The sequence below is a fragment of the Bradyrhizobium sp. Unk1 genome (genome assembly GCF_059512345.1).
Genome location: NZ_JCAMOP010000022.1, coordinates 1 through 15,678, shown reverse-complemented (window position 1 = coordinate 15,678; position 15,678 = coordinate 1). Strand labels below are relative to the sequence as shown.

At 65.1% G+C, this 15,678-nt stretch carries 15 protein-coding genes; 8 read left to right on the top strand and 7 right to left on the bottom strand.

Features of this window, described 5'->3' with window-relative positions; genetic code table 11:
* Positions 1-4: 4 nt before the first annotated feature.
* The 3 genes from AC5ZFO_RS26530 to AC5ZFO_RS26520 all read left to right on the top strand — a co-directional run bounded on the left by AC5ZFO_RS26530 (position 5) and on the right by AC5ZFO_RS26520 (position 5,411).
* Positions 5-2,068 carry a hypothetical protein gene (locus tag AC5ZFO_RS26530; RefSeq protein ID WP_282524387.1) on the top strand — a complete coding sequence of 688 codons (2,064 nt, stop codon included), beginning with the start codon at positions 5-7 and terminating at the stop codon, positions 2,066-2,068.
* Between the two features lie 403 nt (positions 2,069-2,471).
* Positions 2,472-2,876: a DUF2946 domain-containing protein gene (locus AC5ZFO_RS26525; protein ID WP_282524388.1), complete on the top strand. Its 405-nt coding sequence runs from the start codon at positions 2,472-2,474 to the stop codon at positions 2,874-2,876.
* A 147-nt stretch (positions 2,877-3,023) separates the two neighbouring features.
* Positions 3,024-5,411 (top strand): TonB-dependent receptor, encoded by a 2,388-nt coding sequence (locus tag AC5ZFO_RS26520; RefSeq protein WP_282524389.1) that lies wholly within the window; start codon positions 3,024-3,026, stop codon positions 5,409-5,411.
* 135 nt (positions 5,412-5,546) lie between these two features.
* Here AC5ZFO_RS26520 and AC5ZFO_RS26515 read toward each other — a convergent pair whose 3' ends face one another.
* From AC5ZFO_RS26515 to AC5ZFO_RS26505, 3 genes are all read right to left on the bottom strand, one after another.
* Positions 5,547-6,029 carry a GNAT family N-acetyltransferase gene (locus AC5ZFO_RS26515; RefSeq protein WP_282524390.1) on the bottom strand — a complete coding sequence of 161 codons (483 nt, stop codon included), beginning with the start codon at positions 6,027-6,029 and terminating at the stop codon, positions 5,547-5,549.
* A gap of 67 nt (positions 6,030-6,096) precedes the next feature.
* Complete coding sequence (locus AC5ZFO_RS26510) at positions 6,097-6,615, bottom strand: GNAT family N-acetyltransferase (RefSeq protein WP_282524391.1); 519 nt, start codon at positions 6,613-6,615, stop codon at positions 6,097-6,099.
* A 78-nt stretch (positions 6,616-6,693) separates the two neighbouring features.
* Complete coding sequence (locus AC5ZFO_RS26505) at positions 6,694-7,842, bottom strand: hypothetical protein (RefSeq protein ID WP_496122807.1); 1,149 nt, start codon at positions 7,840-7,842, stop codon at positions 6,694-6,696.
* A gap of 125 nt (positions 7,843-7,967) precedes the next feature.
* On the opposite strand from AC5ZFO_RS26505, the gene AC5ZFO_RS26500 reads away from it, so the two are divergent.
* The 3 genes from AC5ZFO_RS26500 to AC5ZFO_RS26490 all read left to right on the top strand — a co-directional run bounded on the left by AC5ZFO_RS26500 (position 7,968) and on the right by AC5ZFO_RS26490 (position 9,615).
* Positions 7,968-8,717 carry a glycosyltransferase family 2 protein gene (locus AC5ZFO_RS26500; protein WP_496122806.1) on the top strand — a complete coding sequence of 250 codons (750 nt, stop codon included), beginning with the start codon at positions 7,968-7,970 and terminating at the stop codon, positions 8,715-8,717.
* Between the two features lie 64 nt (positions 8,718-8,781).
* A complete protein-coding gene (locus tag AC5ZFO_RS26495) occupies positions 8,782-9,162 on the top strand; it encodes a DUF2304 domain-containing protein (protein ID WP_282524394.1) in 381 nt (126 codons plus the stop codon).
* A gap of 48 nt (positions 9,163-9,210) precedes the next feature.
* Entirely contained in the window at positions 9,211-9,615 is a 405-nt protein-coding gene (locus AC5ZFO_RS26490) for a VOC family protein (RefSeq protein WP_282524395.1), read from the top strand.
* An 81-nt stretch (positions 9,616-9,696) separates the two neighbouring features.
* On the opposite strand, the gene AC5ZFO_RS26485 is transcribed toward AC5ZFO_RS26490, so the two are convergent.
* Entirely contained in the window at positions 9,697-10,188 is a 492-nt protein-coding gene (locus tag AC5ZFO_RS26485; protein ID WP_282524396.1) for an NUDIX domain-containing protein, read from the bottom strand.
* 116 nt (positions 10,189-10,304) lie between these two features.
* Here AC5ZFO_RS26485 and AC5ZFO_RS26480 point away from each other — a divergent pair, with 116 nt between their 5' ends.
* A complete protein-coding gene (locus tag AC5ZFO_RS26480; RefSeq protein ID WP_282524397.1) occupies positions 10,305-11,186 on the top strand; it encodes a metallophosphoesterase family protein in 882 nt (293 codons plus the stop codon).
* Positions 11,187-11,202: 16 nt separating this feature from the next.
* Here AC5ZFO_RS26480 and AC5ZFO_RS26475 read toward each other — a convergent pair whose 3' ends face one another.
* The 3 genes from AC5ZFO_RS26475 to AC5ZFO_RS26465 form a co-directional block, all read right to left on the bottom strand.
* Positions 11,203-11,757, bottom strand: a complete 555-nt coding sequence (locus AC5ZFO_RS26475; RefSeq protein WP_282524398.1) for a hypothetical protein — start codon at positions 11,755-11,757, stop codon at positions 11,203-11,205.
* A 275-nt stretch (positions 11,758-12,032) separates the two neighbouring features.
* Positions 12,033-12,242 carry a DUF4170 domain-containing protein gene (locus tag AC5ZFO_RS26470; RefSeq protein ID WP_282524399.1) on the bottom strand — a complete coding sequence of 70 codons (210 nt, stop codon included), beginning with the start codon at positions 12,240-12,242 and terminating at the stop codon, positions 12,033-12,035.
* A 30-nt stretch (positions 12,243-12,272) separates the two neighbouring features.
* The gene (locus AC5ZFO_RS26465; RefSeq protein ID WP_282524400.1) at positions 12,273-13,907 is read right to left on the bottom strand and encodes an isocitrate lyase; all 1,635 of its coding nucleotides are present in this window, start codon (positions 13,905-13,907) and stop codon (positions 12,273-12,275) included.
* Between the two features lie 240 nt (positions 13,908-14,147).
* On the opposite strand from AC5ZFO_RS26465, the gene AC5ZFO_RS26460 reads away from it, so the two are divergent.
* Positions 14,148-15,593: a helix-turn-helix domain-containing protein gene (locus AC5ZFO_RS26460; protein ID WP_282524401.1), complete on the top strand. Its 1,446-nt coding sequence runs from the start codon at positions 14,148-14,150 to the stop codon at positions 15,591-15,593.
* Positions 15,594-15,678 lie beyond the last annotated feature (85 nt).

The window sequence follows — 15,678 nt, the reverse complement described above, 5'->3', positions numbered from 1 at the left end:
CGACATGAATTACGGCATAGCGTTCACGCCGCTTGTTCCCGCGATCGTCCTGTGGCTCGCGCTCGCCGCGATCGTCGTGGTTGCGCTCGTGCTGCTGCTGGCGCGCGCGCGGGGCGCTGCCGTGCGCGTGGCCGCGCTGGCGCTGTTCCTGCTGGCGCTCGCCAATCCCTCCTTTACCCGCGAGGACCGCGATCCGCTCACCTCGGTCGCCGCCATAGTCGTCGACAAGAGCCCGAGCCAGAATTTCGGCAACCGCAATCGCGAGGCCGCGCAGGCGCAGGAAGCGCTGGTCGACAGCCTGAAGAAGATCAAGGGCCTCGAGGTCCGCGTCGTCGACGCCGGACAGGCCGATGGCGAGACCGACGGCACAAAACTGTTCGGGGCGCTGGCCACCGCGCTGTCGGACGTGCCGGTCGACCGCGTCGCCGGCGCGTTCCTGATCACCGACGGCCGGGTCCACGACATCCCGGCCAACACCGCCGGGCTCGGCTTCCAGGCACCGGTGCACGCGCTGATCACCGGGCAGAAGGACGAGCGCGACCGCCGCATCGCGATCACGGCGGCGCCGCGCTTCGGCATCGTCGGGCAGACCCAGACCATCACCTACCGCCTCGACGACCAGGGCGTCACCGGCGAGCGCGCCAAGGTCACGATCCGCAGGGACGGCGAGGTCCTGAGCGAGCGCACGCTGGGAAGCGGCCAGAGCGCAAGCGTCGACGTCGACATCAAGCACGCCGGCCCAAACATCGTCGAGATCGAGGCCTCGCCGCTCGCCAATGAGCTGACGCCGGTGAACAACCGCGCGGTCGTCGCCATCGACGGCGTGCGCGACAAGCTGCGCGTGCTGCTGGTCTCGGGCGAGCCGCATTCCGGCGAGCGCACCTGGCGCAACCTGCTGAAGTCCGACGCCAGCGTCGACCTCGTGCACTTCACCATTCTGCGTCCGCCGGAGAAGCAGGACGGCACGCCGATCAACGAGCTGTCGCTGATCGCGTTTCCGACCCGCGAGCTGTTCCAGCAGAAGATCAACGAATTCCAGCTGATCATCTTCGACCGCTACGCCCGCCAAGGCGTGCTGCCGATCGCCTATTTCGACAACATCGCGCGCTATGTCCGCGCGGGCGGCGCGGTGCTGGTCTCGGCCGGCCCTGATTATGCCTCCAACACCAGCATCTGGCGCACGCCACTGGATTCAGTGCTGCCGGCAGAACCCGTCGGCGTGACCGAAAAGCCGTTCTATGCGCATCTGTCGGAGATCGGCAAACGCCACCCGGTCACGCGCGGCCTCGAAGGCTCGGCCTCCGAGCCGCCGCGCTGGAGCCGGTTCTTCCGCACCGTCGACACCCGCAACGCGGTCAACCCGCCGGTGATGACGGGCGTCGACGGCAAGCCGCTCCTGTTCCTGTCGCGCTTCGGCGAGGGCCGCGTCGCGCTCTTGCTCTCCGACCACATCTGGCTGTGGGCGCGCGGCTATGAAGGCGGCGGTCCGCATCTCGATCTCTTGCGGCGGATGTCGCACTGGCTGATGAAGCAGCCGGACCTCGATGAGGAGGCGCTGCGCCTCCAGGTGCAGGGCAAGGATCTCGTCGTGGTGCGCCAGACCATGTCGGACAGCGTCCAGCCGGTCAGCGTGACCTCGCCGTCGGGCGTGTCGCAGGACCTGACGCTCAGCCCTGCCGATCCCGGCGAGTGGCGCGCCAGCCTGCCGGCCAGCGAGCTCGGCCTGTGGCAGGCGACCGACGGCACGCTGAAGGCGCTGATCAATGTCGGCCCGACCAATCCGAAGGAGTTCTCGGAAGTCACCTCCACGACTGAAACCTTGAAGCCGCTGACGCAGGCGACCGGCGGCAACGCCGTGCGCGTGGTCGACGGCACCAGCGTCGAGCTGCCGCGCATCGTACCGGTGCGCTCGGCGAGCGTCTTCGCAGGCGATGGCTGGATGGGCGTGCGGATGCGCGACGCCAGCGTCGTGAAGGGCGTCGGCGTGCTGCCGATCTTCGCCGGCCTGATCGGCCTGCTGCTGCTGCTCGGCGCGTTTGCCGCCACCTGGGTCCGCGAAGGGCGCTGATCTCCTGAAGCGGGATGGATGAGACTCGCCTAGCGCCGCGACGGCGGTGCGTTCCCTCCCCCCTCGCGGGGGAGGGCTAGGGAGAGGGGTGGCCCAGCAATAGGTGTCATCAGTTGTTAGCGATGCATCGAGCGCGGGTAGGCGACGGAAAGAGTCCCCGTCTGGCCCCCCCCTCCCTGCCCCTCCCCCGCAAGGGGGGAGGGAACGGAGAGAGCACCGCTGTTGGCCCAACTCGATTCGAATTCAACCCATCGCGCTAGTTGCCCGAACGACACATCGATTCGGCTGCCAGCGCGCATTGGTCCGCTCGCTGTTGACATCCGCTGATCTAAGCTGCGATGTTACATTATAACATCGCGAGATCAGGGGAATTGATCCCTGCGATGTGGGGTGGCTTTTCCAGATGAAGTGGTTCCGGTCGAATATCAGGCACGGCGCCCGGCTCGCGTTGTTCGCGATGCTGGTGCAGTTCGGGCTGACGTTCGGCCACAGCCATTGGTTCGCCCAGGCCGCTCCCTTCGCCCAGTCCTCGCTCCAGCAGACCGACGGCAGCAAGAGCATCGCTTCAATCGACCGCGCCGCGGTCGAGAGGCAATCGCCCGCCGGCCCCGACCGGGAGCAGCCGGGCGAGGACAATTGCGCGATCTGCGCCCTGGTCGCGATGGCGGGCACCGTCATGTTCGCGGCGCCGCCTCTCTTGCTGCTGCCGCAGGCGATCGACCTGCTCTACCGCACCCTAGACGCCGAATTCATCCATCTGAACTCGGCCGGCACGGCGTTTCAGCCGCGCGCCCCTCCCGCGTCCTGACTTCCAACAGCGCTTGATCACACCCGGCTCGCCGCTTTCAGGCGAACGCACGGGAGCAGTTGAAGTCGAATTCCGTCGCGCTGCGACGGCAGGCCGCCTCCGATCAGCACCAAATCTCGCGGACGGCGCCTGACTGGAATCAGGACCATGTCATTTGAATTGCGACGCGCGCAGCGTCTCGGTGGAGCAAGCCTGCTCCTGCTCGGCGCCGCCGCCACATCGGCGCTCGCCCAACAGCCGGTACAACAGCCTGCGCAAGATAAATCATCGACCGAGCTCCCCTCCGTCACCGTGACGGCGCCGAGCCCGATCGTGCGCAGGGTGGTGCCGACCCGCAGCCCGGTCCATGTCGCGCGCACCGGACGGTCGCGCAGCCAGCAACGCACGGCCGAAGCAACGCCGGCAGCGCCAGCGACGGCCGCCACGCCCCAGCAGGGCGTGCTGCCAATCGTCACCAACCAGTTCGCCACCGTCACGGTGGTGCCGAACGAGGAGATCCGCCGCGAGGGCGGCGGCCAGCTCGGCGATCTGCTGTTCTCCAAGCCCGGCATTACCGGCTCGAGCTTTGCGCCCGGCGCCTCCAGCCGGCCGATCATCCGGGGCCTCGACGTCAACCGCGTCGGCATCGTCGAGAACGGCACCAATGCGAACGGCGCCTCCGATCTCGGCGAGGATCATTTCGTCCCGATCGATACGCTCGCGACCAATCAGGTCGAAGTGGTGCGCGGGCCGGCCGCCTTGCGCTATGGATCGACCTCGATCGGCGGCGTCGTCAGCGCCACCAACAACCGGATTCCGGATGCGCTGCCGAGCTGCGGCACTCAGCCGTTCCAAAGCTATGGCATGCCGGTCAAGGCGCCGCTCGCGAGCGCCGCAACCTCGCCCTGCGTCACCGCCGAAACGCGCAGCGCGTTCAGCTCGGTCGATCGCGGCGTCGAGAGCGGCGTGCTGCTCGACACCGGCGCGGGCAACTTCGCCTTCCATGCCGACGTCTACGGCCGCAACACGACGGATTACGGCATCCCGAGCTACCCCTATTTGACCGACCAGACCCGGACCATCACAAACGGGCGCCAGCCCAATTCGGCGTCGCGCACGGACGGCGCCTCGATCGGCGGCTCCTACTTCTTCCAGGGCGGCTATATCGGCGCGTCGATCACGCAGAACGACTCGCTCTACCATATCCCCGGCATCGACGGCGCCGACCACAACACACGGATCGACGGTCATCAGACCAAGATCAACGTCAAGGGCGAGTACCATCCCGACGCTGCAGCGATCGACGCCATCCGCTTCTGGGCCGGCGCGACCGACTATCGGCACAACGAGATCGGCCTTGCCGATCCCGCCAATCCCAACACTGACGGCGTAAGGCAGACCTTCACCAACAAGGAGCAGGAGATCCGCACCGAGGTGCAGCTGATGCCGTTCAACGCGCGCTTCGCCGAAGTGACGACCGCGCTGGGCTTTCAGGTCGGCCATCAGGAATTGACCGCGCCGAGCCCTGACAATCCCGGCACGCTGTTCAACGGCCTGTGGGACCCCAACAACAACACCCGCGTTGCCGCTTACGCCTTCAACGAGTTCAAGTTCACGGAAGCAACGCGAGCGCAGATCGCCGGCCGCATCGAGCATGTCGAGCTGCACGGCACGACGCCGAACTTCCCGGCGGATTATCTACCCGACGGCACGCCGCAGGTGGGCATCGCACGCAATCCGTCCTTCACGCCGAAGAGCGGCAGCATCGGCCTGTTGCAGGACCTGCCGGGGGGTATGGTCGGCAGCATCACCGCGCAATATGTCGAGCGCGCGCCCAAGGCCGCGGAACTGTTCTCGCGCGGCGCGCATGATGCGACCGCGACGTTCGACATCGGCAATCCGAACCTCGCCATCGAGACCGCGAAGTCGGTCGAGGTCGGCGTCCGCAAGGCGACGGGGCCGTTCCGCTTCGAGGCGACCGTCTACTACACGCATTTCGACAATTTCATCTTTCGCCGCCTCACCGGCGTGATGTGCGACGACAATTTCGCGTCCTGCGGCACGCCGGGCGCCGAGCTGAACCAGGCGGTGTATTCGCAGGCCAACGCCAACTTCCGCGGCGGCGAATTCCAGTCGCAGCTCGACGTCGGTGCATTCCAGGGCGGCATCTGGGGCATCGAGAACCAGTTCGACGTGGTGCGCGCCACCTTCACCGACGGCACCAACGTGCCGCGCATTCCGCCGCTGCGGATAGGCGGCGGCGTGTTCTGGCGCGACGACAACTGGCTGATGCGCGTCAACCTGTTGCACGCCTTCGCGCAGAACAATGTCGCCGTGATCGCGGAGACGCCGACGGCGGGCTACAATTTGCTGAAGGCCGAGGTCAGCTACAAGACCAAGCTCGATCCGCGTCTGTTCGGCGCGCGCGAGATGACGGCCGGCATCGTCGGCAACAATCTCCTCAACGAAAGCATCCGCAACTCGGTGTCCTACACCAAGGACGAGGTTCTGATGCCCGGCATCGGCGTGCGGGCGTTCGCCAACTTCAAGTTCTAGCCTTGCGGCAGCCGGGGCCCACGGGCCCCGGCACACGCGCGTTGAGTGAACCGTAGCCCGGATGGAGCGGAGCGAAATCCGGGGTTTCTCACCTGACGGAAAGACCTTCCCGGATTGCGCTCCGCTCCATCCGGGCTACGGGCTGCGCGTCAGCCGCTTCTCGAAGCGCCATTGATCGACGGGGAACGGCCCGTTCGAGGTCTCCGACATCATCACGAAGGTGCCGGCGTTGCGCCAACCGCTCTTCTCGTAGAACCGCGCAGCGCGCGCGTTGCCGACGGCGCAGGCCAGCCACGCCAGCTCCACGCCGCGCGCGGCAAGGCGGGCCTCTGCGTCGGAGATCAGCGCCGCTGCGACGCCCGCGCCGTGCGCCTTCGGCGATACGAAGAGCTGATACAATTCGTCAGCCCTGAGGGCGCAGAGGCCGAGCGGGGCGCCGGCCGGGCCGACGACGCGGATATCGGGAAGCATGACCGCGAGCCGATGGCGAAAACTCGAGAGCGTGCGGAGGCGGACCAGCTCCGACGGCGCAAGCGAGGCATGCGAGCCATGCCAGGCATCGTGCCACAGCTGAGCGAGATGATCGACTTCACCGGCATCAGCGGGCCGCACCTGCATTGTCGAGACTCCGCAAAAGGTATCGTACCCCGGATGGAGCGCAGCGCAACCCGGGCTGCGAACGACCCTACCCCGCCCGCGCCTTGCTCCAGTCGGGCGTGACCTGCCCCGACACGCCCTCGAAAGCGCCGTCGACGAGCTCGAACACCAGGACGCGCGCGGCGTCGACCGGGCCGGGCATGGTGACGCGGCCCTTGGCTACCTGCTTGAAGCCGACGCGGCTGTAATAGGGCTCGTCGCCGACCAGCAGCACGATGGCGTGACCTTTCTCCTTGGCGTCCTTCAGCGCGCGCTCGATCAGGAGACGGCCGATGCCGCGGTCGCGGAACGGCGGCTCGACGGTGAGCGGCCCGAGCAGCAGGGCCTGCGTCTCGCCGACCAGCACCGGCAATTGCCTGACCGAGCCGACCAGAAGCGTGCCGATGCGGGCCGTGAAGGACAATTCGAGCAGATGGTCGACGTGCTCGCGAATGCGGTAAGCGCTGAGCACGAAACGGCCGGGGCCAAAGGTGCGCTCGTGCAGCCGTTCGATCGCCTGGGCGTCACCGGCGGCTTCCGGAAGGATGGTGAGCGAGAGATCGGTCATGTCGGCATGCGTCTTCGAGCGAAATGGTTTCAGGTTCGCGTCAGGAAAACGCGTCAATGCGAGATGCGGGATAACATCTCAGACGGCCGCGGTCCATCGGCCTCGTGGGCGATAAAGCCCCTGTGCCGGACCGCGGCTGAGGACCGTCGCGAACAGCAGCGTCCAGAGCGACAGCATCAGGATCGGGATGACATAGTACTGCGTGAAGACCGGATGCGTGGCAAAGAACGCCAGATTCAGCGCGAGATTGCCCGCCACCAGCAACGCGAGTTTTCTGGCGCCGCCATGGCCGGCGGAGCGCCACAACAGCGCGGTCCCGACGCAGGCGATCACGATCAACGGGAATTGCGTGTCGCGGAGATAGGCCTGCAGCACGGCCGGATCGAGGCTCCGCGGGGCCGTATCCTGGCCGCCATAGGCCGAGACCAGCGGATTGCCTGAGTTGACCAGGTTCGCCGCGAACACCGGCAACAGCCCGACGAGGAACGAAAGGCCGAGCACGAGACCTGAGACGAACGTCTCGCGGGTACGCCAGATCAGGAACGACAATCCGAAGAACAGGAAATAGCCGGCCGACAGAACCACGTTCGCGATCCGAAAGCTCGCGGACAGGCCGAGCAGCAGGCCGACGGCGGCGACCATCAGCAGGCGGCGCCGGCCTCCACCGACGAAAAATCTTGCGGTGAACAGACCCGCCAGCGCGCAGACGACCATGGTCGGCGCCATCGAATAGCTCGCCTTGGTCGGATTGATCATGAAGTAGATCGAGAGCGCGCCGAGCAATGCGGCGAGCGTCAAGGCGGCCTTCTCCTGCGCCCGCCACAACCCGAACAACGCAAGGCCGGCGACGATCGCGTTGGCCAGCATGTAGAGCGGAACGACCTGGAACCCCTCCGGGAACAGCGCCAGCACGAAGCCCGTGCCCGGCGGCGGCGTCATCACCCATTTGCTGCCGTCGGCAGTTTGAGTGTGGCAGGGTGCCCGCGTCGGTTCGTTCCAGTTCGGAAAATCGATACTGCGCAACTTGGCCGCGAGATAGCCGTCGGTTTCACGGGCGAGGCTGGTGTCGAGCCCCTGCCAGCCGAAGCGCTGGAACAGATGCGCCTGCCTGAGATAGCAGATGTCGTCATAGACGCCACGGCTCTCGCTCCAATGCGAGACCAGCCTGATGTTGCTGGCCAGAATTGCCAGAAACACAATTGAAAAAAATACTTTAACAGCTCTCATCGGCATTCGCCGGGCGGCCCCACACAGCTTGAAATGACCCGCCGCCTGTACAGGAAAAGCACCGGCAAGTATAGCAGAGTGGGGATTCTGGAGGTGAGGCAGACGTGGCCGATATGGGACTGCGCTTGGATTCAACTAACACATGCCACAACGGTGCCGCCGCACCGCAGCAGGGCACGTCGCGAGTCCTCATCATCATTCCCTGCTTCAATGAGGAGGCCTCGGTCGGCGGTCTGCTGAGCGAGATCGCAGCAACCGGCTGCGGCTACCACACCCTGGTCGTCGACGACGGCTCGTCGGACGCGACGTCCGCGGTGGCAAGCTGCCGCTCCCTGGTCGCCCGCCTCGCGCAGAATCTCGGCATCGGCGGCGCCGTGCAGACCGGCATCAAATACGCGGCGCGTCAGGATTTCGATTTCTGCATCCAGATCGACGGTGACGGCCAGCATGATCCGCGTGCCATCGAGACGCTTCTGGAGGCCTATCGTAGGGACCCGACCAACATCACGATCGGAAGCCGCTTCATCGACCATGCCGGCTTCTGCTCCACGCGCATGCGGCGCGCCGGCATCAGGCTGATCGTGCTTGCGCTCAACGGCCTCTTCAGCGGCGGCCGCATCACCGATCCGACCAGCGGCATGCGATTGCTCGACCGTTCCGCCATCGCCTTCTTCGCAAAAGCGTATCCGACGGATTTTCCGGAACCGATCTCGCTGGCCTGGGCGATGCGCGCAGGCCTCACGGTCAGCGAAGTACCGGTCGAGATGCGGGCGCGGGAGACCGGCGTCAGCTCGATCGACGGATTCAAATCGGCGAGTTACATGATCCGCGTCCTCGGCTATATCCTGCTCGCGCGCCTCGTGAGGGCGTCATGACGCCGAGCGTCCCCGTTCCGATTTGTGGTCCCATCATCTCGTCGAACATTCTGAGGAGGCAGCCGTGACAGATGCCCTTCCAAGTCCGGAGACGGTCGTCGTCATCTCCGCCTTTGCGCTGATCTACATGCTGATGCTGCTGCGCAAGACGCTGCAAGGCAAGTTCGATCTCTATGACTTCCTGATGCTGTCCATGGTGGCGATCATCCCCGCCGGCTTCACGCTGTTTCCGACACTGGCCTATCTCGTCAGCCATCTGACCGGCGTCGTGTTTCCGTTCGTCGTGATGTTCGGCGCCCTGTTCCTGGTGGTGTTCGCGTTCATGCACAACATGACGGCGCGACTGCACAGGCTGGAGCGGCAGAACTGCGCGCTGATCCAGGAGCAGAGCCTGCTGGTGCTGGAGCTGCAGGCGAAGCAGGGCCGTCAGGGCGTCGAGTCATGAGCGCGTAGCTCTCCAGCGTCGTCTCGAGGCAAGACAAGGAGAACGGGCATGCTGAAGAACGCGAAAGTGGCAACCCGGCTTCCAGCCAAAGACCTCGACCGCGCGCGGGCGTTCTATTCGGAAAAGCTCGGGCTGGAGCCGGTCGAACAGCGCGAGGGTGGGCTCCGCTACGTCTGCGCGGCCGGCGAGTTTGCGATATTCGTCTCGGCCGGGACGCAATCCGGCACGCACACGCAAATGGGGTGGGACGTCGAGGATCTCGAGGCAACCGTGCGCGAACTTCGCGCACGTGGCGTCGCGTTCGAGGACTATGATTTGCCCGGCTTGAAGACCGTTGATGGAATTGCGGAGATCACGGGAAACTATCCGAGCAAGGGTACCGGCGAGCGGGGCGCCTGGTTCCGCGACAGCGAAGGTAATTTATTGGGGATCGGGCAGCCGGTTCGGGCTTGAGGATTCGGCCCGATCGCTTCCAGGTCACGCCGCTTCAACGTCACGCCGCTTCAACATCACATCGCTAAAACGCCAAATCCTTTAACGCCACGTCGCGGTCAGCGGCTTGCCGTCCAGCACTTCCGCGAGCCTTTGCCGCGTGCCGTGCGTGGTGCCTTCGGGCAGCGCCGTGATCGCGAAGAAGCCGCATTCGACGATCTCGTGGTTGGGCTCAGGGACGCGATCCTGCTTGAACTGCCTGACCACGTAGACCGCGACGTGGTCGCGGCGGGAGACGTGGCTGTTGAGGAAGATGCCGTGCAGCACCGCGTCACCGGTGAGGTCGATGTCACCTTCCTCCTTGAGCTCGCGCCGCATCGCCTGCTCCATGGTCTCGCCGAGATCGACACCGCCGCCGGGCAGATACCAGCCGGTGATGTAGCTGTGCCTGACCAGGAACACCCGGTTCTCGGAATCCAGCACCACGGCGCGGACGCCGAGCGTCATGCCGCGGACAAGCAGGAAATAGGCATGGAAGATTCGCCGCAGCAGCGGTTCGAATGTCCGTCGGACGCTGTTCAGACGATCCCCCATCAGGCTCCCAAGAAAACTACCAAGAGAACTTCCATGAGGCCCCTGCCCGGGCCCCGCTTGCACAGTCCTCGCGACCTTGCCATTACAGCGGACGAATAGCGAGGCAATCGCGCGCCATGGCCCCCTTCACGCTCGCCCATCTGTCCGACCCGCACCTGCCGCCGTTGCCGAAGCCACGGCTTATCGAACTCGCGGGCAAGCGCGCGCTCGGCTACGTCAACTGGACGCGCAACCGCCACAAATACCAGCGCCGCGAGGTGCTCGACGCGCTCGTCGCCGACGTCCAGGCGCAGACGCCCGACCACATCGCGGTCACAGGCGATCTCGTCAATCTGGCGCTGGAGGCGGAGTTCGCGCCGGCGCGCGCCTGGCTCGACGGCGTCGGTCCGCCCGACCGCGTCACCACCATTCCCGGCAATCACGATGCCTATGTCCGCGCCACCTCTCACCGCTTCGGCGAGACCTTTGCACCCTACCTTGCGGGCGATGATGGCAGTGTCGGCTTTCCGGGCGTGCGCCGACGCGGGCCGCTCGCGCTGATCAGCCTGTCCACGGCGGTGCCGACGCTGCCGCTGATGGCGACGGGCACGCTCGGCCGCGATCAGCTCGCATCCCTCGAAGCGGTCCTCGATCGCCTCGCCGCCGAGGACGCCTTCCGCGTGCTGCTGGTGCATCATCCCCTGAAGTCAGGCGCGCGCCAGAAACGGATGACCGATGCGGCCGCGCTGCTGGCACTGATCAAGCGTCACGGCGTCGAGCTGATCCTGCACGGGCACGACCACATTCATTCGACGATGTGGTTCGAGGGCCCCAACGGCAACATCCCCGCGGTCGGCGTGCCGTCGGCCTCCGCGCTCGCCCACGGGCGTTACCCGGCGGCAGCGTATAATTTGTTCACGATCGAGAAAGACAATGCCGGCTGGCGCTGCGAGCAGACGGTTCGTGGCCTCGGATCCGGATTTCAGATCCGGCAGATCAAGCAGGCAAGGTTGATCTAGTTCGCCGGAGGGCGTCTCACCAGCTCCGCAGCGCCGCCAGCACAGCGAGGCCGAACAGCGCGGCGGCGCCGAGCACAAACCCGAACACGAACGGCCAGAGGCGCGAGCGGCGCGGCGGCTCGGCGGCCGCGGGCTTCGGCTCCGGCGGGACCACCATGGCGTGCTCGCGTTCGATCATGCGGCGGGCGACGTAGTCGGTCACGGCTTCGACGATCGCCGCGGTGTCGTGCGATTCGGCGAGCACGATGCGGCCGAAGCGGGTGTCCTGGACGAAGCGATACATCCGCTTGTCGCGCCCCATCACGATGTGTGCGACGACGTCGATCCAGAGCCTGGGCGTATCGCCCTGGCTGATTCCGCGATCGAACAGATCGATCTTATCAGGCACCTGCGCGAACAGGGGATCGAGCGCGTCGTTGAGGATTTCCAGCCGCGCCACCTCGGCGTCGCGCAAATCGACGACCACACCGGTGCGGTCGGCGGCCTCGATCCGTGCGCGCAGCAGCGCGTCGCGCAGCCGCACCGGGCGCGGCTGGATGGGATGGGTCCCGCTGGTCTCAGGCTCTGACATTGTCGGCCTCGTCCTCGACTTTCCCCCATTAACCTATCAGCAACCAAACCCTCCGCAAAGGGTCCACAATTCCAGAGACTTACACCGCCCACAGCCGATTGACCTGTGCCAAAAACAGACGATCCCACCCGGCTTGCGCCGGATGGGACCCTCCGTCCTTGGACGTTTCTTGATTCGATCGTGATGCGATCACGCATCACGATCTAATTTTGTTTGAGCATGATCCTCTCGGAAAACCGGTTCCCACTTTTCCGGATCATGCTCCAAGGCAGCCGTCAGGCCGAGACCCGCGACGGCTCTTCCACGATCGAGAAGCGGACGCCGGCCTTGTGGCGGTTTTCTTCCGAGACGGTGCGCCAGGCTTCCTCGGCTTCCGTGCGGGTCTTGAACGGACCCTGCACCTGGGCGGAGCCTTCCACCAGCTTGTGGAAGTTCATCGAACCGAACTCGCCGCCGATCACCCAGAAATTGCTGCCTTTGGTCATTGTCAGTCTCCTCTTGGATAGCGTGGTGCGTTAGCCGAACTGGTTCATCGTGTTGTGGGTGCCGCCCGCCTTCAGGGCAGCCTCGCCGGCGAAGTATTCCTTGTGGTCGTCGCCGATGTCGGAGCCGGCCATGTTCTGATGCTTGGCGCAGGCGATACCCTGGCGGATCTCGGCGCGCTGCACGTTCTTCACGTAGCCGAGCATGCCCTGGTCGCCGAAATATTCCTTCGCCAGATTGTCGGTCGACAGCGCCGCCGTGTGATAGGTCGGCAACGTGATCAGGTGATGGAAGATGCCGGCACGCTTGGCTGAGTCGGCCTGGAAGGTGCGGATGCGCTCGTCGGCTTCCTTCGCCAGCGGCGTATCGTCGTATTCTGGCTTCATCAGCTCGGCGCGGTTGTACTTGCTGACGTCCTGGCCGGCTTCCTTCATCGCGTCGTAGACCTGCCAACGGAAGTTGATGGTCCAGTTGAACGACGGCGAGTTGTTGTAGGCCAGCTTCGCGTTCGGAACCACCTTGCGGATCCGGTCGACCATCTTGGCGATCTGCTCGATATGCGGCTTCTCGGTCTCGATCCAGAGCAGGTCGGCGCCGTTCTGCAGCGAGGTGATGCTGTCGAGCACGCAGCGGTCTTCGCCGGTGCCGGGACGGAACTGGTAGAGATTGGAGGGCAGCCGCTTCGGACGCATCATCTTGCCGTCGCGGTTGATGATGACATCACCGTTGCGGGCGTTCGCGGCCGTGACTTCCTCGCAATCCAGGAAGCTGTTGTACTGGTCGCCGAGATCACCAGGCTTGTGGCTGACGGCGATCTGCTGCGTCAGGCCGGCGCCGAGCGAGTCGGTGCGGGTCACGATGACGCCGTCTTCGACGCCGAGCTCGAGGAAGGCGTGGCGGCAGGCGCGGATCTTCGCGATGAACACCTCGTGCGGCACGGTGACCTTGCCGTCCTGGTGACCGCACTGCTTCTCGTCCGAGACCTGGTTCTCGATCTGGAGCGCGCAGGCGCCCGCTTCGATCATCTTCTTGGCGAGCAGATAGGTCGCCTCCGCGTTGCCGAAGCCGGCGTCGATGTCGGCGATGACGGGCACGACATGGGTCTGGAAGTTGTCGATCTTCTCGATCAGCTCCTTCTCGCGGGTCTTGTCGCCTTCCTTGCGCGCCTTATCGAGGCTGCGGAAGATGTCGTTCATCTCGCGCGAGTCGGCCTGACGCAGGAAGGTGTAGAGCTCCTCGATCAGGGCGGGCACCGAGGTCTTCTCGTGCATCGACTGGTCGGGCAGGGGGCCGAATTCGGAGCGCAGCGCCGCGATCATCCAGCCGGACAGGTACAGATAGGTGCGATCGGTCTTGCCGCCGAAGTGCTTCTTGACCGAGATCAGCTTCTGCTGGGCGATGAAGCCGTGCCAGCAGCCCAGCGACTGGGTGTACTTGGTCGGATCGTTGTCATAGGCCGCCATGTCGGCCCGCATCAGCGCCGCGGTGTAGCGGGCGATGTCCAGACCGGTCTTGAAGCGGTTCTGCAAGCGCATGCGCGCGACGGCCTCGGCGGACACCCCGTTCCAGGTCGGCTGGGTCTTGAGGAGCGCCTGGGCCGCCTTAATCTCGCTCTGATACGAGGCCGGGCTCTGCAGGGCGTTGATGCCACGGGGCTGGTAATTCATCTGACGATCCTTTCGCTGATGACAACTCAACTTGTCATCGACATTTTTGACAGTGCATTGCGAAATGCGTGTCATGAGCTAAACGCTAGAAAGCGAAGTTCGTACAGAGGCCTTGTATTCGAATGGTGATGTCATGTAACATCAGAACATGTAATAGATGTTATTTTGTAAATCTTGTAAATAATATACGTCAGTAAGACTGCCCTTGATGCGTCTGTCATTCCCTTGGGAGATCTGAAAATGCCCGCCGTATCCGGGAAGAAACTGTTCGTCGGCCCGCGTTTCCGGCGGATCCGGCAGCAATTGGGGCTGTCGCAGACCCAGATCGCCGAGGGGCTCGGGATCTCGCCGAGCTACGTCAACCTGATCGAGCGCAACCAGCGCCCGGTGACGGCCCAGATCCTGCTGCGACTGGCCGAGACCTATGACCTCGACCTGCGCGACCTCGCGACCGCCGATGAGGACCGCTTCTTCGCCGAGCTGAACGAGATCTTCTCCGATCCGCTGTTCCGCCAGATCGACGTTCCCAAGCAGGAACTGCGCGACCTCGCCGAGCTCTGTCCCGGCGTCACCCATGCGCTGCAGCGGCTCTATGCCGCCTATGCCGAGGCACGCCAGGGCGAGACCTTGGCCGCGGCGCAGATGGCCGACCGCGACGTCGGCACGCGCTATGAGGCCAATCCCGTTGAGCGCGTGCGCGAGCTGATCGAGGCCAACCGCAACTATTTTCCGGAGCTGGAGCAGGCCGCGGAGACGCTTCGCGACGAACTGAACGTGCCGGCCGAAGGGCTCTATGCCGCGCTCGCCGCACGCCTGCGCGAAAAGCATTCGATCCAGACCCGCATCATGCCGGTCGACGTGATGCGTGAGACGCTCAGGCGTTTCGACCGCCATCGCCGCCAGCTCTTGATCTCCGAGTTGGTCGATCCGCCCGGCCGCGCGTTCCAGCTCGCCTTCCAGCTCGGCCTGGGCGAATGCGCGCAGCATCTGGAGACCATCATCGGCCGTGCCGGCCCGCTCGACGACGCGCCGCGCCGCCTGTTCCGCATCACGCTCGCCAACTATTTTGCGGCGGCCGTGATGATGCCCTACCCGGCATTCCTGGCCGCGGCGGAGGCCTTGAACTACGACATCCACGTGCTGGCGCAGCGCTTCAATTCCGGCTTCGAGCAGGTCTGCCATCGCCTCACCACGCTGCAACGGCCGAACGCGCGCGGCATTCCGTTCTTCCTGCTGCGCGTCGACAATGCCGGCAACGTGTCGAAACGCTTTTCGTCCGGCACGTTCCCGTTCTCGAAATTCGGCGGCACCTGTCCGTTGTGGAACGTGCACTCGACCTTCGACACGCCGGATCGCCTGTTGAAGCAGGTGATCGAGCTGTCCGACGGCACGCGCTATTTCTCGATCGCGCAGATGGTGCGACGCCCCGTCGCGCCGCATCCGCTGCCGCAGCCGCGCTTCGCCATCGGCCTCGGCTGCGAGATCCGTCACGCCGCCCGCCTCGTCTACGCCTCCGGCCTGGATTTGGAGAAAACGGAGGGCACGCCGATCGGCGTCAACTGCCGCCTCTGCGAGCGCGAAAACTGCGCCCAGCGCGCCGAGCCGCCGATCACGCGCACGCTGATTTTGGATGAGACGACAAGGCGGGTGAGCTCGTTTGCATTTTCGAATGCACGGGAGTTGTGAGGGGGGCTCCGCTGTCATGCCCCGCGAAGTGTTTAGCCCGGACAGATCACTGACGGGTGTTCGGAGACATAGCTGACACATCAAC